General features: G+C 55.1%; 1 protein-coding gene (cut by a window edge). It reads left to right on the plus strand.

Annotated elements, in window-relative coordinates; genetic code table 11:
* Nucleotides 1-156: 156 nt before the first annotated feature.
* Nucleotides 157-25,042, plus strand: the 5' portion of a protein-coding gene (locus WC515_07480; GenBank protein ID MFA5147198.1) for a putative PEP-binding protein. It continues 8,765 nt past the right edge of the window; 24,886 of the gene's 33,651 nt are visible here — the first part of the coding sequence; it begins with the start codon at nt 157-159; its stop codon lies off the right edge, out of view.

Here is a 25,042-nt window from a genome sequence, read left to right on the forward strand (position 1 = left end):
CTTGCCGAGGCCAACTCAGACGGCGAGATCTACTTCGTATATACCTACGATGACGTTAACCATACCATAACGAAGAAGGCGTATAAGGACGCCTCGGGCACGATCTTAAGAGCCACCTACTACTACACCCAGGCAAACCCGACCCAGGCCTACGCGATGCTGCTGGCCTCAGCCGACCGTAACGGCGACATCTTCTTCAGGTTCGATACGTATGACGCGAATAACCGTGTCACCTTCATGAGGGCGTACACCGATGTGAACGGCACACAGTTCCACGCCAGTTACCGCATGACCTACTTCGGCGCCACCGGCCGTATCAACCAGAAGACCGAGTACTCCAACGAGGCGGGGACGACGACGGCCGCCACCTACACCTATGAGAATACTATAGCCAACCGTCTCCTCACCGAACTCCGCGTCACCGCGAACTCCAACGGCGAGATATACTTCGTATACACCTACGACCAGGCAGGTAACGTCACCAAGAAGGCCTATAGCGACCAGGCCGGTACGGACCTCGTGGCCACCTACACATATAAAGCCATTGACCCGGAGAGGGTAGCGACGATACTCCTTGCCGAGGCCAACTCAGACGGCGAGATCTACTTCGTATATACCTACGATGACGTTAACCATACCATAACGAAGAAGGCGTATAAGGACGCCTCGGGCACGATCTTAAGAGCCACCTACTACTACAGAGCCGCCGATCCCGGGCATGCCTATGCAATGCTGCTTTCCACAGCTAACAGTAACGGCGAGCGCTACTTTACCTTCGACAGGTACGATTCCAACGACAGGCCGGTATTCATAAGGTCGTTCAGGGGCATAGGTGTCGTGATGGACCCCGATATAAATGATGACGGCTCGTTCGATGCCAGCGATGTACAGCTTGTAGTGAACGCCGTCCTCGGTCTTGATATAAGAGGCATGAACGGCGATGTGAATAGGGACGGCTCGCTCGACGCCAGCGATGTACAGCTTGTAGTGAACGCCGTATTGGGCCTTCCTATCGGAGGCGGGTCTCAATTCATAGCCAGCTACCGTATGACATATCACGGTACGACGAACCGCGTGGATAAGAAGATGGAATATTCGGACGAGGCGGGCACGGTGCTGGTAGCCACTTATACCTGCTCTAACGACGCCGCCAACAGGATCATTACGGAATTGCTGGCCGCCGCCAACAGGGACGGAGAGATATATTTCGTGTATACATACGACCAGGCCGGCAACATCACCAAGAAGGCATATATCGATGCAGCAGCCACTGTCCTGAGAGCGACCTATTACTACACCGCAGCCAACACCCGGCAGGCGTATGCGATGCTGCTCCCGGCAGCCAATAGTGACGGCGAACTATATTTCAGGTTCAGCGGCTATGATGCGAATAACAGGCCGCTCTTCATAAAGGCGTATAGCGACAAGGCAGGGACGGAGTTCGTTGCCAGTTACCGTCTCGTTTACAATGGCTCAGGCCGTCTTATCAGGAAGACAAAATACGCTGATGAAGCGGCCACCGAGGCGAACCGCATAGCGGTCTTCACCTTCTATGATAATGAGACGAACCTGATGGAATCACAGACGCTCACCGCACCCGACACAGGCGGCAATATCTACTACCATTACATCGACGAGAACTTCGATGACCGGGGATACGGGAGGGTAGACAGGTCCAGGCGCCAAGCGGCCCTTGACGGGGAACTCTCCCACACCTATACCTACTGGCCCGGCACAAGCTTATATTATCAGAAGGACGCTTATACCGACGACAACTGGAGCCAGGCGAACCGCCTCGTCTCATATAAATTCTATAATGAGAACTTCAATAACAGGGGCTACGGACGGCTCAGGGAGAAGGTAGGCACGGACGGAACGAAATATCTTTATGCCGCCTATTGGCCCAACACCGAACTTGCGGCGCGGATAAGCGAATACGATGCAAATAATAGCCTGCGCTATACATACGAGCAGTGGTATGCCGCGGCGCACCGTAACCAGCTGTCCGGATTCAAGAAATATGACGGCCAGGGCACACAGGTGCAGACGATATGGTGGCTCTACGATCGTTTTGACAATGATAATGACGTCAATAACGGCCGGGGCCCGGGCATATATGTCAAGGTAGGAGCGAGCTGGTTACACGTATTCAACCCTGCCGTAAAGCATGATATCGATACGGGGAAATGGTTCATCTACCCTCTGGCAAGTATAGATGATCCGTGGTCGATGACGGGCATCTATTACCAGTTCACTTCGAAGCCGCGCATCTACGCGGGGGCAGGCACCGATGAGATAAGCTACTCCGAAACTACGGGTGTCTTCGCAACCTCCATACCGCAGAATATGCCGTTCGCCGAACCGGCGGTACAGAAAGAGGTCTTTGCCGAGGCGGCACCGCAGGAGAGATTGCCGCTTATGCCGGGCGCAGGGGTAGGAGTAGGCAAGTTCGCGGCCCTCATCCCCATGATAGCGGTAGGCGCCATCGAAAAGCCGGAACACCCTCAGGATATAAACGCTGACGGCTCGGTGGATGCCGTAGACATCCAGCTCGCGTTGAACGCCGTTATGGGCAGGCCCATTACAGGCGATGCGGATGTCAATGGTGACGGTAAGACGGATGTTATAGACCTTCAGATGGTCACAGGCACAGTGCTCGGCGTTGCCGCAGTGCCTTCCGGGGAGAAGGGCGAGGTGCCCGCGTTCTCCGATATCAAGGACCCTCTCGAGCGCCTGAATAAGCGGATGCAATGGGCCAATGAAGATAAGGCGAGGCAGGACAAGATACGCAACCTTTCGATCCTGATAAAGGCGATACTTGAGGGCAAGAGCGGATATGTCAGAAGGGGCGCCGAAGACACGCGCGTCCTGACGGTCCAGTCGTATCTGTCGGTATCCGGTCACTACAAGGGCGATATCGATACCATATTCGGAAAAGGATTATATGACGCCATCATAAAGTTCCAGGAAGAGAAGGGGTTGAAGACCGACGGCGTAGTCGGCCCCGAGACGCTCGATGCGATGGTATACGGCATGCTGAAGGGAGAAGTCGATGCCAAGGCGCTGAATGAGACGATGGTCAGGGCTATCGAGACCATCTCGGCCGAGAGAGAGAAGGAGCGCGCGGTAAGAGCCGAAAGGCCCGTTCCGCTTAAAGCCGCGCCTGCGCCGGCCGCTCCGGCCATGACGGCGCGACGCCGGGAGCTCAAGGCCGCTGAAGGAAGGGCCAGGGCTAGGTCTGCCGAGGTAAGGGCGGATGCGCCTTCACGGTCAGGATATCTGGGTATCGACATACTGGGCGCGCCGGAACCGACAGCTGCAGCCGCAGCGAAAGCCCCGCAGGTCCCGCAGGCGCCGGAAGAGGCGAGGCCGGCGGCAGCGCCCGCAGCAGAGGCCAGGAGGGCGCTTGTACCCATAACCATAGATGTCGGCGCCGAGAACCTGGCCGAGGGGGTAGAGAGATATACAGGCACGAGGAGAGGCGAAGAGAGGCCTTCGTTTACGATTACGGCGGATGCCCAGGGCGGCACGTTCACCGTGGCTGTATTGAAGAGTGAGATACCGAGGCCGAGAGGCGGCGGTTTCAGGGGATGGCTCAAAGGCCGTCTTGGCATAGGCGGAGATAAGATAAGAGACCTTGCTCCGGAAGAGATGATATCGGGCCGGGACGGTTCCGCCGCATTCGACTATCCGATGGGCGCCGATATACATTACTTTGAGACGGGAGAGAAGAAGGGCGAGAAGAGGGAGATCGCCCAGGACGACGAGGCCGCGCTTAAGCTGGCCGACATCGTCGTAATGGGCGGCAGGGAATACGCACTTATAGATGTCGCGGCAACTTTCAGGGACGATACTAAGGGTACCATCAGCGTGACACCCACGCTCGATACGGCAAGGGGATTTTCGGAAGACCTGAAACTCGATATTAAAGATGCCTCAGGCGTGCCGGCATATCCGTTCGCGGCGATCGTTGAGACGACACCCTTGAAGCCGGATATGGACCTCGCGGCCATGGAGGGCCTTACCGTTTCGAAAGACGGTGTGAGTTTCAACGCTTACTTCGGCCGTGAGCTGGGCGGCAAGGAGAGATTGTTCGCCGCCACGCGCGGAAGAGATACACGAATGATAACCGAATCGGGCCTGGTACGGGACTGGACCGATTATGATGCCAGGCGCGGCAAGACTAAGGACAGGTCCGGAAAGACGTGGAAGGTGGATGGCATATACTTTGCCGCGATAAGCGAAAAGGGAGGGGTGGTGGCCGCCGACAGGGCCGAATTCGTGAAGCTCGTTATGGGCGGCGGATATATATTCAGCGTTGACGGAAAAGAGGTATCACTTTCGCCCGTACGGGCCATCCTCGAAGATGATATATTGGCCGCACCCAAAGGTGAGGTGACCCGCAGGGTATTGAACCAGGAAGAGATAGATATACCCAGGGACGGTTTCACCGCTGCAAAAGACGGCGCGGTATTCAATATCGTAAAGTCCGCCGATATCCCCGAGGTGATCATCCTGAAGGGCAGCGTGGAGAAGTTCGATGACGCGATCCGGGAGGATATGGTCATATATTCGGGCCCGGCCGCCGAGGCACCGGCCATCGATGAAGAAGGGTATACAGTTGTCCGCGCGCCGAAGGGGCTCTGGAAGGGTCCGGCCGGGACCATGGTCATACGGAACCTTGAGGACCTCACACGCCTGGTAGGAGAAAAAGGATATGATGTGCGCGGCCCGGACGGGACCGCGGTATATGCCGACGCAGAAGATGTAGGGAAGATGATAAAGAAGGACGGGGTGGAGAATGCTATGATGGCCGTCTTCTGCGATACCGTCATTTACGCGCGAGGCATCATAGGGGTTGAGCCGGAATCGCATAAAGGCGCTATCGAGATACTGATGAGATCGCCGCAATTCGTCGAGATATGGACCGGAAAGGTACGCGCCGCGGTAGGCGTAGACAGGGTGAGGGCCGGCGAGACCACGGTCAAGTTCTCGGCAGGTGTTTCGAAGGCAGGGCCGAGCTTCGGGCTCGCGTTCAGCCATATATTCAACAGGGTGAAGAGAGAAGAAGAGGCCCAGGCCGCCCAGACGGTCGCGATAAAGGGGCTCGATGAGCCCCGCCAGGTGATCAACGATGCGCTCTATTACTTCGGGCTACACAACAGGTATGAGGCCGTCAAAGGAGAGAGGGGGCGTCTTGCGGAGACGGTCAAAGAGGAAGAGGCGCGTCTCGGCAGCGTACCGAGCGGAACGAGCCGCGAGGCGGCAAAGGGCCACATAGAGTCATGGCGCGGAAGGATGGCGCAGCTTGACGGAGAGCTCATCGAGCTCCAGCTGGAGACGGATCGTCTACTGGGCATGCCCGAGGGCGAACATTTCACGATGCCGGAAGGTGAATTTACGGTCGAAGATTTCATGGCAGCGCTCAAAGGGTCGGGTGTATTAAAGGAAGGGGCCATAGACCTGAATATATTACAGCTTGCCCTGCGCGGCCGGTGGGCAGAATACAGGATGGATGAGGCGCGTAAAGGGCCGTGGACGAAGAATATCCTCAGTCTGAACATAGGATATCCGTTCGTCTTCTCGTTCGGTTTCACCGCCCAGAGGTCGGGCGGCCTCGATTGCTCTGAATTGACCGTAGCAAAGGCATTCCTCGACCAGAGGGGCGCGATAAGGGATTTCAGGTCCGGCATACGGGGCGCGGCCCTGCTTAAGGAGAGGGTGGAGCGGGAGCGCGATAACCAGAAGGCGTACATGGGCGAACTCGAAAAGTACATCGCCCAGCTCAAGAGCGCTAAAGAGGTCCTGGAGGACAGCGCGGCAAAGGGGAGGGTGAGCCAGGACGACCTCGTCGACATCACCGAGGCGTATAACGAGATGGAGAGCGCTTATAAGGAAGCGGCGAGCGTATATGAAAGCCTTCAGGCGCAGTACGAAGCTACGTTGAGCGGCATCGATACCTTCATTAAAGAGAATGGCATAAAGATACAGGCGCCGGTCAAAAAGGAGAACCCCACCCTGAACGATGTCGTACAGGCCGCCCTGGGCGTCTATGACACTTACGGACAGGGTATGCAGGACGAACTCCAGCTTGAAAAGATCGATAACCTGATCTACGAAGCGGAACATAAACCGTTCCTCCTGGCGAGGAGTGTCTCCCTGCTTCTCCAGACGACAGATGATAGTTATATGGCTAAACTCCTCGCCGGATTTGAAGCGAAGGGGCCCGGTTATAAAGAATTCATACGTTACCTGCATGCCGAACGGGACCGCATAAAACTGGCAACCATGGATAACAGGCAGCGTTTTGTCCTGAGCGTGGTGGAGGCCGTATTCATAGCTCGCAGCGCCGATGCGTCGTCCAAAAACAAGGAGGTCATAGTAACGAGCGCCGAGCTGGCACTTTCAAAGGCCGAGGCCCAGGCGGCAATAGTCGGGCCAGAGAAGGTGGAGGCGGCAAGGGTCTACCTGGCAAACGAACGTCTTGCGTCCGAGTCAGCGAAGAAGTACCGCTCAGACGCCGTCTCCTATATACGCGAACTGACCGGGATCGACGTGGCGCTTCTCCCGCAGGAGGAGCTGGGGCGTGTCGAGATAGCCGGGTTCGACCCGAACCTCGGCGTGCGCGTGAAAGAGAAGGAACTCGAAATGCTCAAACACGCGGAGAAGATGGAGCTGTGGAGGCGGTCCATAGCATTCAACGTCTCCCTGTCATATACGAGGACCGTATCCGAAGAGAAGCCGCAGGGCAGACAGGTGAACCCGTTCCAGGCGATCCAGAAGATGCGGCAGGCGTCTCAGCTGGCTAACATGCAGGCGGGCCTTGATAAGACCCTCGGCGCCGCGCAATTCGGCACGTCACTATTGGGTTCGGCCGGCGGCCAGGGGTCAAGCCGGACGACTACCGATACATTCGCGGCCGGGATCTCCATAATCGACCCGCTTAACCTGGCCGGCCTTGCCCGCGCGCACGGGTATGAAATAGACCAGAAGAAGTCGGAAGATGCCATAAAACAGGCCAGGAACGCCGCTCAGATGGCATCCCAGCAGACGGCCGTACGGTTCAAGGGCGCATGGGACATGGTCGCGTTCCAGATAGAGGACTCGAACATGAAGCGCGACCGCTATATAGGCCTTATGGAACAGGCAAAAGATTATACAGGTTCGGCAGCCCTTACGAACGCGTTCGAGATAGAGCTGGCGCGCACCCAGTATCTCGATTCCCTTGAAGCCCTCCGCGCCGTTTACCAGGAATACCTTCTAGCTTCTTTAGAGATGGATATATATAAGGATAAAGGAGAGCACTCAAGGTTTGTGGCCGAAGAGCTTGCCCGTATGTCGGGCGTTGTGCCGGCTAAAGTCGATGCCGAACGCGCCAGATACAGCTTCGCGGAGTATATCGTAGGCCTATTCGACATTACGGTAGGCGCGGAATATACCTACAGCGTGACAGCTACAGAGACAGAGGAGAATAAGCTTGCCCGGATGTCGAGTTCCCTGTCGCAGGGGTTAAGCACCATTATTAAACTCAGGTCGCTCCAGTCGAACGCGACGAACCTGGTCAACTTCTTCAGATTCTATCAGTTTGAATCGGGGACGAACGTCATAGCGCTCAGGCCCGAATATAGCGGCCAGAACGCCCTTGATCTCAGCCAGGATACGCTTACAAGCATACAAGATTCGATGAACTGGTATCAGGGCCTTCCGGACCAATTCTCCGGCGCGGTGACAAGCAACCTGCTTAGCGGCCTCAGCACAGGTTATTCACGGCTGACGCAGGGCGGCCAAGGCGGCGGACAGGGAGCGCTCGGCGGCCTGACCGGCGGCCGGCAGCAAACGGGCCCGACCGTAACGAGCGCCGTCAAATTGACGGGCGGCATAGGGCTCCATTTCAACCTTAGGGATGTGGCGCGGGCAAGGAGCGCGTCAAAGGCAAAGGCGGCCGAGTATGAAGAGCAGGCCGTACAGGCCCATATAGGCGACACGGAAGTCATAATCGACACGGCCAAAGGCCGGATGAAAGAGGCATACAGGATAAATGTATTGAGAGATGTCATCATACCGGACGCTGAGAAGGCGGTCGAATTGGCCGAAAGGCGTGCGGCGCTTGAACCTGCCAAGACACCCGCAGCCCGGAAACTGAAGGACCTCCTGGTATGGGCGAGAAAAGAACTGGCAGAAGCGGAGAAGAGGCACGATAACTATACGGTTGAATTGAGGGCTGCGCTGATAGGGCGCGGTGAATTCAGGAATGTGGCCGCAGACGGCACGATGCGTCTCCTGACCGTAGAGGAGCTGGGGGCAATAGCCAGCGAAGAGCTTATAGCCGCTTTTATGAATTCATATCCGGAAGTGAGGAAGATGGACGAAGCCGTAAAACGTGCCGCCGCGGAATACAAACTTACCGGCAGGGCATACGCACTGAGCCCGGATATCGCGATATCTCTCTTCCCGTCACAGTCACTTACGCTCACCTTCACCCTTTATGACGGGGGGGAGCGGAAGACGGCCAACATGGACGCGTTCGCGGGGCTCATACGCGCGCGGACCGAAGAGGAAGTGAAAGAGGCGGGGCTCAGGGACCGTCTCCTCGCGCTCCCCGGAATCATAAAAGAGCAGGAGAGCGCCTCGTCTTCATATGCGCAGGCGTTCACTACTGCCAGAGGGAATTTCTCGGCCATAACGCAGGGCGATTACGATGAAGCGAAGGTCGGTATTGCAATCCGTGATGAGCTCCTGGCGCTTGACCAACATATAAATACTATATTCGAGGCGCCTGCGACGACGGCGAAGTTCCTGGAGACATGCGTCATAATAGGGGTGAAGTTCGAATCGGAGGTGAGGGAGATGGGGCCGCCATCGGTCGAACCGGTGCCGGTCGAACGTCCGGCCAGACCAGCCATTTCACTGCCGCGCGTAGCTCCGCCCGCCATCCAGGATGGCGTAAAGCCGGGCGACGTCTCCGGCGCTGTCGCAGAACTTTTCGATACCCTTGCCGCACAGTACGCTCTCCCGAAAGAGGCCGTCTATCAGAGCATCCCGAAAAGAGATCTTGACGCCATCTTCGCTTTCATAATGAATGTCCACGGTCTTTCAAAGAAGGAAGCGGCCGCGCACATTCGCGGGATGACAAAGTGGCTGCCTGATGTGATGATATTGAGGCCCCGTCTCGCGACCCACGAACTCGATCTATACGGCACCTTCTTCTACAGGACCGCCCCGCGCGAAAATAGCGGCGAGATCAATGATCCCAAATCCGGCTCATATCCGGGACTATTCAATATCCTGGGGTTGGCCGATTACCTGCAGTCGATGGAAGGGTATAAGACAAAATGGAATGAGAGCAAGACGGCAAGAGACGATGTGAAGGCGTACCTGAGCTATAGTATCGATGCCGTAGAAGGCAAATATGGACCGTCGGACCGCGCAAAATGGGAGAAGGAGACGGAGGAGAATATAGACGCCTACGGGATAAGGCAGACCGCTCCGGATATCGGACAGCGGCGCAGGGCAGTCCTCACCGACCTCTCCGATTTCCTTAAGATGACCGGCATGAGCGTGAGCGGGAAGACGGAACTTGACCTCGACGATGTACTGCACCGCCCGGTCCTCGACCTCTATTATTCGAATATGATGTTCCAGCACCTTACGCCTGAGATGATGAGGCGCCTGCACCCGGCCATGGCAGAGGTCTCAAGGATAGTCAACGCAGAATTTGGCGATCTGAAAGACCCTGACGTATGGACCACGGAGCGGCTTGCGGCTACCCTTGAAGGGGCGCGGCTCCGTTATCTCCTCCTAAACAGGGATAAGACGGCGCCCGGTGATATAGAGAAAGAAGAGGACCTTGTGAGGATCCGTATAGCCCTCGACAGGGCATTCAAGGTGACTACGGCCCTGTTGGAAGGGATGCATCCGGACAGGTCGACAGGCGAGATATTGAGGGGCTCAAAAGGGGTCCCGTCGATAGCGCCGGCGCTGGACTATATGGTGAAGATGGTCATCCCACACATGAAGTCGGGCGGCCGCTTCCTCGATTATAAAGACCCCATCATGGATGCGCTCTACTTTGTGAACCATCGGGGAGATGTCTATCCGGGAGTGGGCGCGGACGGGAAACGGGTGATATACGTCGTCGATAGCGATAATGATGAGGTATCTGTGATGCAGGGCGACGAGGATTTCGCGCGCGTAATATACAAAGGCACGTTCAACGAGGGGACGTGGGCGATAGACGGGTGGAAGTGGAAGGAGTGCGGTGACCCCGTCCCGACGCCCGGTTTTGATTTCAGGTTGAACGGCGGCACGCCCCTCGCGATACCGGCAGGCATCAAGATACCGATGACGGTCTTCAGGGAGGACGGGACGGTTGCGGGCAGCTCCTATCTCTTCAAGGCGGACGGAAAGCCGGTCATATCGTTGTCTGAGGAGAGTGTCTTCGCGGACGAGGTGAAGGACAGCACCGTCCCGATAACGGAGACGTGGGTCAGCACATTCGATGGTTCCGGTAAGACCGCAAGGTCCGAGGGTTGGATAGGCAGGATAAACCCCGACGGTACAGGCCTCGATGCCCTTCCCGGTATGGGTGCCCAGGCTGTCCGGAGAGAAGAATGGGACTATACGTATCCGGGCGGTAATATCCGGATGGAAGGCGGGCGGTATAACATATTTACGGGAGAATTGGTGCATACAGAGACCTATGTAACGGACCGTAACGGCGGGATATTGAGCAAGGAGATGATCGATCATACCGATTCCGAGAGCTCGGTACGTACCACTTATGAAGTTTCCGTGGAGCCGGCTACGGGCAAAAAGGTGATCACTGAGAAAAGATACAGGACACTGAAGACAGGGGAGACGGTGCCTTTTCCCGTGACGACACCTGCAGCCCCCGCTGTCCCCGGGCCGGTCTCGGCGCTTGTGCCGGAGCCTACAGCTATTCCCGGAGGGAAATGGGGTATCGTATTGGGATGGTATACTCAAGCACATCTTGCCGCAGTGCCGAAAGAAGAGGCGATCCCATTTAAGGACTGGAAAGCGCAGACAGAAATCGATCGAGGTATAATCGGCGTTAAAGAGGAGGCGGGCGCCCTTGTACTTACGACAGCGCTCGATGGGACAAACCCAAAAGGAGAAGCGTTTAAACCGTTGGCTTTAGGCCAGGATGGCCTTAAGGGTAAGAAGGTAGTCGTTACATTGGAGGTGCCGGAACGAGGGCTTGCCGGAATACAGATATTTTTGAAAGCCGGTGCCGGTTGGAATAGCTGCTACGGACCGTGGCATGACATGAAAGATGGCAAGACAGGCACCATCACCCTCACATTCGATCCGGCCAGCGACATCCCCGCCTATACCGACGGCATATGGAGCAGCGATCCAGCCGCTGCGCTTTCCCAGATCATAGCCCTGGGCATAAAACTCGATTCCGGAGGCAAGCCCTATAATAAGCCGGTCATTGTGAAAGAGGTCAAAATAGTCCCGAGCGAGGCAAAGTCTGCCGAGGCGGCAAAATTGGCACCACTAGCCCCGCGGCCTGTGGATCTTGGCGATTTCAGAAACAACCTCGGCGCTGCGCCATCCTGGGACCGGGGCCGCGAAGATATGTACTATGGCTATGCCTTCGGCAAAGGGGATGACGCGAAACGTATATCGATGGGCGGCAAAGACAGAATGGATACATTCCTTGCGCTGCTTGAAGCAGCCGGTGCCAAAGAGACCCGTGTATTCATACGCTGCGACAACCGAACTTCATGGGAAGGGGTTCGGGAAGATGTTGAGGCTCTCCTCGCGCTTGCGAAGGCACATGGGATACATCTCATTCTTACCCTTTATGATTTTGGACTGGCAAAGACGCACCCGGAGATATTGTCAAACCCTGACGAAGAGATTGTAAGGGTCCAAAAATTGGTGAAAGATATTGACACATATCTCGAGAGAGAGAACGATAAAGGCAGGGTAATTGCATACGATCTCGTAAATGAGCCGGAGAACTCCGGCAAGAGGGAGATGATAGAATTCGTAAAAAGATTAGCCGTCGCTGTGAGAGATACTGGCACGCCGGTACTTATGACAGCCGGTATAACATCGAGAGATACCGCTACCATAAGAGAACTCGCCGGATTCGTAGATTTTGTCGAGTTGCATTGGTATCCGGATTTCCCTGCACTCCCGTCCAAAGAAGAGCTTGTAAGATCGATCCCTGAGATCGGTTCGCGGCCTCTCTTAATAGGTGAATTCGGTTATCATAAAGATACATTAGGGAAAGAGTTTGCAGCGGTCATTGGAGAGGTGGAGAAGAAAGGTTATAGCGGCCTCCTGTTCTGGGATGGTGCATGGAAGGAAGATAAACCCGTTACCGTGGATTATGATGCGCTAAATGCTTATCTTACGCAGGGAGCGGAAGCGCCTAAAGCGCCGGCTGAAATGGTGACGCCGCCGGCCCAGGCACCGCCCGCACCCGCGCCGCAGGCCGCTCAAGGTACACCGTCAGTCACCGCTCCAGAGCCGACACCTGCACCGGCACCGGCTCCGACAGCTCCCAGGGCAGAACACATATCTTCGACCGCTACATACTTCATAGATGAAGATGGCAAATGGGTAAGGACGTCGTCTATGGACAACGAGACCGGCGCGGCATCCACGGTCACCGGATGGAAGGAAGTGAACGGTGAGAGGGTGCCGGTTGAAGAGGGAAGGGATGTATACGGCAGGCATTATGTCGATGTCGGCGGCTCAAGGACTTATATATACAGGCATATAAATACGGATGTCCGTTATGACGGCGTCGTCTATTCGCAGGCGGATGTCAGGAGGGGCACGGCCCAGGGATTTGCTCCGGCTCCGGTCGGGAAGAGCTCCGCGGTCCTCGACGGTAACTCTGTGCTCGATAGCTCCGAAGAAACGGTCACGGGCATAAAGGACAGCACCGTCTTTGACGGCACGACATTCACGTTCCCGAACGGCGCAAAGTATGAGATGCCCATCGATGAAGCGATATATAAATTCCACGTAAAGCGTGACTATGATCCCGCTACGGGCAAGATAGATACGGTGGAAGAGCAGCATATCGTCATGGATAAAGAGGAACGGCTCCTCTTTAAAGTGACATTTAACCGGGTCACAGGGCAGACGGAGGTCTACCGTTATTACGCAGAGTCGAAGGGGGAGAAGGATGTCATCGAGACCGTCTTTTATGATGAGAAAGGCGCTGAGGTAAAGAAGGAGCGGTACAAGATAATATTCGACGAAGAGGCGAGAGATAAGGACAGGTGGATACTCCTCTGGTCGTGGGAGAAGGTGAAGGAGACGGTGCACGATTTCACCGACAATAGAGACATTACCGTCGTATATGATCTGGAGAAGCGTATAGTCACTACAGAGGACGGCAACAGGACCGTAACCGACACGAAGACATTCAGGGAGGGCGGCGTCACAACGGTCACCGTAACGCAGGTGAAGAAAGACCCATTCGGCAATATCCTCTCCTTTTCGTCCGAAGGATACAGGACAGACCCCGCGACCGGAGCGCCGATAGAGAGTACGCGCTTCACGCCTCATATATATACCCCCAGGGAGATCACCAAAGAGACGGCGGGAGAGCTGAAGGATATATTCGGAAAGCCGGTCGCTACCATATCAGGCGGAACGGTCAGGTTTGCCGCGCCTGTCCCGAAAGATTCTCCTGTCCCGAGAGAGATAGCGATACCGTCAAAGGGCGCAAAGTGGATAATCCAGTATAAATGGGATTCTCTATTGCACGCATGGGAGACCTCATACGGCGTATATGACGTATTCGGCAAACCCCTATACCAGGATATACAGATCACATATATCGACAAGAACGACCCTAAACAGGATAAGGTCATAGGCATCCTGCGCAAGATACTCATTTATAATGCCGCCGACAATACGATGAAAGAATATGGCACCTACAAAGAGAAGGAGGATGACCCGGAAGAGACGATCATCGAAAAGTCCTCCATACTTATACGTTACCAGGACCCGGATAAAGAGGATAAATATTTGATGACGGAAGAGAAGTCGCTGAAGAAAGGGTATGTCACCAGGTACGGTTATGACATACCGCGCGCCTTAAGCGGCGCTGAATCCGGCGCGGAACCGATATGGAGCAGGGTATACGGCGTGACGAAGGGCGCGGGCGGCACATGGGAGATAGATGCCGAGCCATATGAAGATTCGATATCGTTATATGATGATGAGCACAAGGAGCGCCTGATAGTAGACATAGCCGGCGTAAAGGTGGATGAGAACGGTAAGCCCATATCAGGCCAGATGGTGACGGCCCTCCTTACGCACCTCACAGCCGATAAGGAGTTCGAGGCGGAGAAGTGGGTCGCCCCGCTAGTGTGGTCCGAAGCGGAACGGCTGTGGCATCTCGACTATTCAAAAGGCACACTTTCGGTCAGGAGGATGAAGGTGCCGGGCTCCGATTATTACATAACCATACACCTCGGCAGGAACGAAAATAGCGAGTACTTCGTCAAGGGCGTCTATAAAGGCAAACCGGTTTACGAATTCTACGGTGTATACGGGAAGAAACGTGTCAGGGAGTTCGCGGAATTTGACAGGGATGTCATATCGGTCGATCCGAAGACGGGCGAACTGGCGGGTGACCTCACATTCGACGGTAAAACCGGAATATATAATTGGTCAAAAGGCGAAAATGTTATTCAGCTGGGAGAGGTCAGCCGCTACCTTTACGATTCGGCTGACCCTGACAGCGTCTACAGCATACCCCTGCCCTCGCACCCGGATTATAACCAGGGCGTATTCTACCTGAATAAGAACCTGAGGGGGAAGAGCCGGCTCATAGTGCGGCTTAAACTGTGGGAAGGCGTGACGTTCGACGCGGTCAAAGGCACCCATAATACAGGTATGGTTGCAAGGGCCCAGACGAGGGTAAGCGACAGGGCAAGTTCCGAAGTCACGGCGTTCCGCGCGGAAGACGCGTTAATAGACGGTCTCTTCGCGTATCCGGCAGAAAAAGGGCAGACATACCCTGAGACGGAAGTGCCGGCGATCTTCTCCATACCCGCTCCGAGCCGGACGCTCGGCGAGGTCTACATGCACCCGATACTGGATCCGGTTACAGGCGAGGTCGACAAGTCGCGCGGCACCAGGCTCATGCCGGCAGCCGAAGGCGGCGGGACGATAGCGCTTGACACCAGCGGCGTAGAGAATATAGGGTCCCTCGACGGCATCACTACAGCCGACGGCACCCCGATACCGGCGTTCGCCGGCCCGCTCACGTACAGGGCGATAGAGGAGATGCACTGGGTGAGCCGGGAATTGACGAAAGAGGACGTGGGTAAAAGCATCACGCTTCCGGACGGGACCGTGATCACGTTCACCGAAAATGATATTGGGACCAAGCTTGTCGAATATTTCAATCCGGACAAGAGTCCTTTTAAAGTGCCGTACGGGTTTGAGACGGCTAAGAGCAAATACGCGAATGACCTGGTGACAGGTGCCCTGGCAGGCATGACCCTGGCAGATCCGATCTTCAGTAAGGACGCAAGCGAGGACGTCAGGAACAGCATCTATACCGCCGCGCGGTTAAACAGCATCACAACGGTCGGAGACCTCAGGAAACTGCTCGATAACGGCGCGCGCATGAAGGAGATCTTCGCCGGGACGGTCGGCAATATACCGGCCACTTATAAGAGCGTGAGCAGCATATTGTACTGGGCCGTTAAGTTGACCATACGGCCGGACGCCGTGACCGGGAGTCCGTTAATAGGGACCGAAAAGGAATTCAGGACGTTCGGAAGCAAATTCGCACGGCTGGGCAAGGCGGCAGTTGGATCATTTGCCGCGGCGCATAATATACAGGCCCCGCGTGCCTCCGATTATCTGGACCTCACTACCGACGCCGGCGGCGAGTCGATCGGCACGATAGCGTACTGGGCAGGCAACGCCCAGGAGGGGTTCAAGTTCGATAAGTTCCTGAAGGCGTTCAATAACATAGCTCAATATCCGGAAGCGGTATCCAATCTAAAGGCCTCCGTTCCGGGTTATGACGGCCTCGGCGTGCATGTCAAGGCACTCGACTTCATACAATTCATATGCACTTATGCCGAGCAGAAGGTGCGTTTAGGTTACACGAACGGAGAGATGAGGTCTATAATAGGCGCGCAGACGGCGCTTGCCCAGGGAGCGGGATATGCAGAGATCGAAAGCTCTACGCTGAAAAAGATATATCTGCAGCGATCGATCCTTCCCGTGCTTCTTATAACCCTGATGACCCTTACGCTTGCCTCAGGTCTTTATTTCAGGGCGAGGAGGGCGGCTCCCATGCAGGGCAGGTTGAGGGTCCATTCGGGTGTGAGCCCTCCGCCGCCTAGCGGCGGCATCAATATACCTCCCGAAGGGCCGGGCGGCCATGCCCTGAATGCCCTTTCTCTGCTCAATGCCCAATACCTCTCGCTCGCGATATTCCTTATACAATTAATAGCGCTGTCGGTAGCGTTATATTTCTTGCAGGATAACGCTTACTTCACTTACATCATGGCAGCGTCGGCGGCCCTGGGTATTTATACCATTTCCGCCGCCCGCAAATTCGGGAACCTATACCGGCAGGTGAGGACGGCGTTCGAGATATACAATGACGGTGTATTGGATGCGAACGAACGGGTTGATGCTCTCCGCGCCAGTATCGCCTACAGGGATGCATCCGGCAATATAACTTTCCATCCGGCGTTCTACAAATATCTGGAAGGTGAGCATATACCGGCAGCCGATGCGCAGTACAACATCTATCTTCACGAAAGCTTCAAGTACCATATACCCGGGCTCCTGGCGATGCTGCCTGTAGTGAGCAGGTTGTTCAGAAAGAGCGTTACGGTGCCGCTTGAAAGAGGAAAGCCGGATACGGGGGAAGATGAGAAGATCGTGACGGGTTATGGTAAGGTGAACAAAGAGATAGGCGGTATAAAGGGAGGGTTGACGTATGCCCTGTGGAAGAACTGCCTCGTCCTTGAGCCGGATGTCTATACTTCCAGGTGCAGGGCCGAAGTCATAGATGTCAGAAGGGGCTCCGGCGGAGAGTATATCGCTAAGATAAAAGTCCTGAACGGTAATATAGAAGCGAAGAACAGGGCGGGGCGGCCGAATAAGTTCTGGGTCATCAGGAACGATAAACTGGAGAGAGACGGCCTGACAGCCGCCACCCTCCGCCAGGGGGGGACGAGGGTCGGTAAAGTAGGACAGTATTTCGAAGGCGAGATAGAGCTGAGAGAGCAGGATTACAGGTATGAGCTGAAGAAGGGGGATATATTAGGGACGCAGGGAGATCTTGATCAGAAGACGCCCGTGCGGCTATCCGGTATCATCTCTCTCCTTGCCGGTTTTATGTTCATCTTCTATGGAATATCGGGGATCTTCTCGGAGGTCATATTGCTGGGCGGGCTATTGACTATAGGCGGTATATACCTGAACAGGGCGCTCTTCATGGGAGGCATCTTGAGCGTAGTCAAACGGAAAGAGAACAGGGAACTCCAGAGACGCGTTGCCGCAGAATTGAGGTCGGCCCTCGAGAAGGCGCGTACCGACCTGCGGAGGATGATGGAACCGGAAAGGGACGAGGACAGGATAGATATAAAGGGCAGGGACGGGACGAGGAAGATGACGGCCGGCGACTGGGAAGCGCTCCTCACTTTCGATACCCGCGCCCCGAAAGGCCATCCGCACGATTATATAGGCGCGCCCACCATGACCATAAACCTGTATGATTATATCGGATACTGCATTTCGTGGCTGGACCATGTGATAGAAGACCCCGGCAAGTACAGCCTCTTATCGAGGCCGCACTACCCGCATTATAATGCCCTGCCGGGCCTGATGCCTACATGGTATATGAAAGGGGAGACGTTCGCTGCAACAAAGAACCAATACGGATATATAGGGGTACAGCCGGGTCTGAACGAAAGCCGGATGGCCCCGGGAGAGGCGTATAACGGCAAGCCGGTATACAGGGGCGGCGTCCAGGCGATGCCCATGAACAATGTCATATCGTTCCTTGACACGGTCCTCGAAAGGATAAGGGCGGTGCAGGCGGCAGAGCTCAAAGGCGTCGATTTCGGCTCCGCTCTGCAGGAGGAGGATAAGGAGAGACTGTATCGTCCGGAACAGATGGTTGCGTCTGTGAAAGGCTACGGCGGCCCGGGGCCTGCCCGGTCGAGTTATCTCAAATCATTACAACGAAGCGGGTTGAGTTTAGCGATGTACGGCATAGCCGCATTGGCCGGCATAGTCCTCTTCTTCCTGCTCCGCCAGGTACTTGTCCAGTGGGGTATAGTGATAGACGATTCCAGGGTCAACCTGCTGGTGTTCGGCCTCGTCACCAATATGGCGTCGCTCAGCGGATATCTGCTTTTCGTCATGGTGGAGAAGATATCCCTGTACATTTCCAGTATTAACAAAAGGGCAAGGTATGAGGGGGTCGTCGAAGAGGATATCCTCCGTTTCATGCCCATGGATATGATAGCTGAAGGATTGCGGGAGATGCGAGACGGAACGGTAGGCGTAGTAAGGAACGAGAACGGCAGGTGGGTAAGAGGGGTTGAATACGAAGCGGCCGTGCCGGATGAGCCCACCAGGGATCTCATAAACGGCCTCCTCGCCGCAGCCGAAGAATCCGAAGAGGCCTTCAATGATGCCTTCAGGCAGCTTCTCGCTTCTTATGGAGCGACAAAGCGCCGACGCCTCTATAGAGGCGAGTGGCCATCCGATTGGATCCTGAACAGGTTGATGTTACGTTACAACACCCATGAGACCGTCTATTTAGCCAATATGGATCGCGGACAACTTTTGGATGTCCTGCGGTCTGATGCGGAATTGGCGAAAAAGGTATTCGCATCCGGAAGGATCCTGCGCGGATACGATCCCGGCAGGCGCAATAAAGATATACTGGAGTGCCTGGACATATGGGACATAAGGCGCATCGTTACCGACAGGACCGGTCTGGCACGGAAGCTCTTCCCCAAGCAGGCGGTCATGGATACCGTATTCGGCAGCCCCGGAGTAGAGGGGCGTCTCATAAATACCGTACATTCCGCCCTGGAGGCGTATCCCGGTGACGTGGAGATATTCCTTGCCATGGACGAGAACGATGACTCCGGCAGGGAGAAGGTCAACCTGACGATTTACGGGAACGAGGATGGAGAAAGATATGATAATAACGGCAATCCCATATGGAAGGGTAACAGGCGTCCGGCGCTCTGGGAGCACAAAGATATAATCCACATCATACGCGGTCCCACGCCGCCCACCAACCTGTGGCGTTTCCAGCGGAAGGTGCGTATGAAACCGCCGCTCAATGTCGAGAGCGTCATGTCGATGAAGCGGTATTATGCCGAGCAGCAGCGAAAAGAGGATGAAAGCGCCAGGGCAGAGAATAGACAGCCGGAGCACATTGCGATACCGAGGTATCTGGAGCTCGTCGATGAAGAGGACAGGATAGGGTACCTGGAGATGAGGTCCAAGATATGCGTGTGGGAGATGAGGGAGAGGACGATACAGGAACAGCTGGCGGGTATAGGTACGGAAGAGGATGGCGACAGATGGGATATACAACTCGGCAGAGACCGCGAGGGCATGAGAGGGGAATATCTCGATGCGGTGAACGGACTGGAAGCGAATTCCAGATACGACAGGCGGCAGCTTGCGGGCAAAGAGGCGGATGACTATGTAGATCCGGAGAGGTCATCTGTGAGGATAAAGGACCTCATAGGCGGCGACGGCCATGACAGGGTGGCATATGAATTATGGGCATTCCTTAAGGCATATCCTACGGTAGAAAAATTTATAGCAAGCGAATTCAGGATCCGTAATATCCCCACAGTCATACAGGCAGAGCTGAGGCAGGTGCCGATAAAGGAGAAGACATGGTCATGGCTGGGACATGTCGATTACCTGATCTGGCATACCTCCATACAGGTCGGCCAGACCGTCCAGGGCTTCCTCTTCCTCGGCGGCACCGGGAACGGGTTCCTGTGGGAGATGCTCGCGCGGAACAGGCCGATCTTTGACGCGGACGGTAATATTATAGACGAGGTGCCGTTAAGCGACAGGGCCACCCTCCTCAGCTATCTGGAGCCGCTCAAGGAGAGGGTCCACAGGGAAGAGTCGGAGGATTTCAATGAGATAAAGGGCATGAATATATTCGCGCGGGCTGCGATAAGGTTATCCCGCGTCTTCCGTCCCCTGATGAAGGTATACCTGCCGTCTCTCATGCTCCATAAGTATCTGACCGTATATTCCGTCTCCGGGACATGGGACCTGTATAACATAATAGAGGATTCGGAGCTCGGGAGCAGGATCGCGCTCTATAAACTGAAATGCACGCGCCTGACCGGCAAGTGGACACAGATACTTGAAGACCTCCTTCCGGAGATGGGGCCCAGGTGGTGGCTGCAGCGCTCCAGGTGGATAATAGTGCAGACCTTCGCTGTCATACTCTCCTTTAAGCCGGGCCTGTGGATGTTCATGGGGCAATACCTCGGGCTCGGGCTGGGCGTCGCGCTCGTCATATCGAACCTCAGCGCTTTCAATATATTATTGGGCCTTTCTGTGGGCCTCCTGTCGTTCTTCGCCGGCGGCCTTATAGCGTATAAGATAAACGGCGCGATAACGATATTGCGCGCGCGAGCGGGGACGGAACGTAATCTGCAGTGGTACGTAGACCCGCTGAAGTCGATGGGGTGGAAGAAGTTCCAGCATATGTCACATCTTGCTTCCGCGACGCTTGCATCATTTGCGGCCGGCATAACGCTCCTCGTGACCGTAACGTTCTTCCTGGGTATGGTGATACTGCCTCAGGTATTGGGTCCATTGTTTGATAGCGCTCCGGAAATATTGGGTTTTGGCTTACCGGGGTTGAGTTCGCTATTGCAGGATGCGGCACGGTTCACCCAGACGTATATCCCGCCTCTATTGCCGTGGTTGAAGACGACCATAATAGGCACGATCGTATTTATACTCCCGCCGGCAGCGCAGACGATCATGGGTGTAATTACGATGCTTAGGTATGGCATAGAGGATGAAGAGGGCATGGTAGAGTCGTTAAAGGTCAGGTTCGAGGACAGGGATTGGAGAAAGCTCGTCGGCATAGAGCAAGTCGTAATTACCGATGACGACCTGGCGGCGCTGGGGCTCAGGTGGGAGTTCATAAACCAGATGCGTGCTCACAGCAATACCCCGGCCGGCAGGCCGATGAAGGCCTTGACGGTCTTGGAAGAGACGGGGTACAAGGACCGGAGGATCATCGAATATACGCTGGAGATATACGCACATCTCGTAGAAGCCGCCATAGCCGAGGCGGAAGTCCCGTCGCAAGTGAGGCGGCCGTCGCGGTTCATAGGGATAGGGGATCTCGGCATAAAGGATTCGATCGCTCTGAAGAGCGATAAAGATTCTATTGAATTGAGCGGAGAAAAAGATATCAGCGACATAAACGCTCTCACAATGAATCTTAAAACCAGACACGGCCCTATCTACGATCTGCTCTCGGATAATCTCAAAGCCGCATTGACCGCCTATGATAACGGCCATATTGATCCTGCATTTGTAACGGCCGCCCAGAACAGGACGAACAGGGATCTTAATAAATACCTTACGGGTTTTGTTAAGTTCAAAGCGCTTCTGGCCGCTTATGACGGCATAAATGTGCCCGCGGAGCTTGAGCGGAAGATCGTCGAATATATAAAAGAGAACCTGATAAAGGAGCTCAATGACCTGATGTCCCGCAGGGACCTTTATGCCGCGGTAGATAATTATTATGAAGCCAATAATCTGCCGGTACCGTATGACCGCATGGCGTCGGAAGACCTGGTGCAGGGCCTTTCGAGCGCGACGAGCTATGGCCGTACTATGGCGGACCAGTTCGACGCAGGTCGGGACATCATGCTCCTCAACAGGCGTATGCTGGAAGGCATATATCAGGGGATGATACGCAGGACCGGCGTTTTCAACGAAACGGACGTGAGGCGGTATAAAAGGGTACTTGAGGGCGAGGTCACAAGAGAGATAGAGGACATAAGGAGAGACACGGCCGGGGAGCTGCATTTCGGAAGGCCGTATCTCGTCATAGGGGCATTGTTCGGATCGGCGGCGCTCGCACTGTACTCTTTCGGATATCTGAACATGCCGGGGGCCGTAATCGTTTCCGTCGCCGGCAGCATATTCCTTGCGCTATGGACCGCCAACGCGTTGGTGCGTCTCCAGACGGGGGACCGCCGCGCGCCGCTCTTCAGGATAAATATGCTCCCGTACCATATGTGGCGGTATATCGCAAGGATGCCCCAGATGATAGATTACTTCAACAACCTGATAGTGGCGGCCTGCTACAGCCTATACCAGACGCTGAATAAGTGGGTGGGTGAGAACTTCTGGCCGCGGGGCCGTCAGGCGGGCGTAGCGCCCGTAAAGGGTGAGATCGTTTCGGATACCGTGAAGAGCATCAACAGGCGCATATGGTTCAAACAGGTAGGGGCGGTCACCCTCTGGCTCACCATATTGCCGTACATAGCCATTCTGGGAACGGTCTTCTATGATTACGGCACCAAGCTGCAGGAGAGGTACGCGATAAATTATGTCTTTGAGCCGGCGGTGAACTCATTTATAGAGGATAGGGGCGACATCTCTATAGGAGAGATCGATACGGCGGTGAGACGCAACCTGGGGCGGGATGAGAATGCCGACGGCTGGCTGAGGGGCAAGATCGATTACTACCAGAAACTGGTCGAAGAGGGAAAAGCGGATGAGGCGTCCCGGCTGCTGGAAGTGGTCGAAAGCGGGATCGGCGTTTACGGGGATTACGTTAAAGGCCATCCTACACAGAAGAATCTGTATAAGTATGAGATAACCCTGCAGGAGATAGGCACGGCCCTTCTTAACACAGGGAACGAAGATGCCTTCAATGATCTCTTTGCATTCTCCATGCCGCTTGCCGGGGAGGGATGGACCACCACGACCGGAGACAGTGTCACCTCAGGAAAAGGCTCGCTTACCGTTGAGGCCAACGCGCCGGAGAGGGGCGATTATGTCATAAGCGCGGTGCTGGAGAAACCGGTGCAGTTTGCCGGCAAACGGTTTATCTTTGAGCTCCAGGTCGATGAAGATGATAGAGGCGTATTCCAGGGACGAAATGTAACGGCATTCGTAACCGATACAAAAGGCGATGTCCATCGCCTTAACTGGAGATATGCGGTCGAGATCCTGCCGGCTGAAACGGCAAAAACGTCCCAGCGCCACATAACCGTATCGGTTCCGCTCGATGAAATACATGAATCCGTAAAAGAGGTGGGGGTGATCATAGAGAGCGGTGTCCTCGTCAGGCCTGCAAAGGGGACCATACATGTATTGCAGCCAAGGATAGTCGATTCGGCTTTTGAGAAGATGAAGGCAGCGGCAACGCAGGCTTCCGCCAAAGAGGCAGCGAGAGAGCAGTTGATAAGCGAAACGCCTCTTGAGACCGTCGACAGATACATAGGCGAGGCCTTGAAGAACAAAGACCTCAGCCGGCTCTCGGAATGCGATGATATACTGCTGGCTCTGGAAGAGAGCGGTACGGTGCCGCAGGATAAGTTGGATGAAAAGTGGGAGGAAGCGGCCAGCGCAAGCCAGATCATAAGGGCGGAGATCGCGGCGATGCCGAAAGAGGCGTTGGAACCGCGGCAGGCGCTCTTCCCGGGCATGGAGGCAGGGCAGGGTGTTGCTGACTGGTGGGTAAAGGAGCATCTGCTCGGCGGGCTCACACGCAGTGAGATAGAGAAGTTCACCACAACTCAGCCGGACGTCCATCCGTTCATGGCCATTGCAGGTTTCAGGGCCGGCGGTATCGCTCTTATGGTTACTATAGGACTATACATAGTAATGGCGGTATTCAGCAATACCTTTCTGCCCGACGGGGCCATTAATATAGCGGGATTTGCTCTATTGGCAGGCATAGGGTTCTCCTATTGGGCGGCGGTACGTTACTTATTACTGGAAGAGCAGGTAGAGAAGGCGCTAAAGGGATACTATGAGGCGCATCCCGATATGGGGGGTTACCCTGCCACGAACGGTATCCCTACCACAGAAGAGCTGAGGCACATTGCGGTAGCGCGTTCCGACGGTTATAGACATCCCGCGTTCTCGACTCTCTCGCCGCGCGCACAGCGGCTCATCACATTGCATGAAGGTTTCAGGGCAGAACTCGGCGGGATGCTCGGTATACTGCCGATAGCCGATCTTGTATTCAAGAATTTCACTTCGAGATATACCGAAGCGGTGCGCGTGGCCGAAGCGCACAAAGCCATTGCTTATAAGCAGGCATGGCCGCAGGCGCCGCCGTCAGGCGAAGAGCTTATATCCTCTACCGAGACATTCCATAAAGAAGACCAGGGCCCTGCCCCTGTAAATGTAAAAGCCATACGTATTGACCCATTTAAAACAGGCGTATATTTAAGCCTTCCTACTTATACAGATAATAGAAGCGGTATGCTCCGCGAAAAGATAAACGGCTATCGTATTATAAATGGTGTTCAGGTGTGGGATGACGGCACGCCCGATACGATGCGCGATGATCTGTGGACTTTTGCCAGGCATGCGGATGAATTCCGCGCCGCTCACCCGCAGGATGAAGTCATCGCGTACTCGGGTTATGGAAACCTGATCATGAATGACTGGATCGTCGCATGGGTCAACGGGGAGGTTATAAAACGCGACGATGAGTTGGAAGGTAGAACATATCTTTCTCTGGTAATATTCAAGGACGGAAGCGTAGATTTTCGCAAAATACGGTATGACGGCTCGCGCGTCATAGATGCCGGGACCCAGAGTGATATTACCGACGCTGTCAGCGAAGTGGCGTCGGGTCAACCGGTCGTGGAGAATGAGAAGGCGGTCGACCCGGCGGATATTTTTGAACAGTATTACGACCTGCGCCATTTAGTTCATCTTCCGTTTATAGGCGAAGGCGGCAAGACAGTCCATTTTGCGTTTGACCAGTTTATACAGGATAAGGCAAAACTTGGTGATGCTG

This window comes from Candidatus Omnitrophota bacterium (genome assembly GCA_041650805.1).
Lineage (GTDB): Bacteria > Omnitrophota > Gorgyraeia > 2-01-FULL-45-10 > 2-01-FULL-45-10 > JBAZKM01.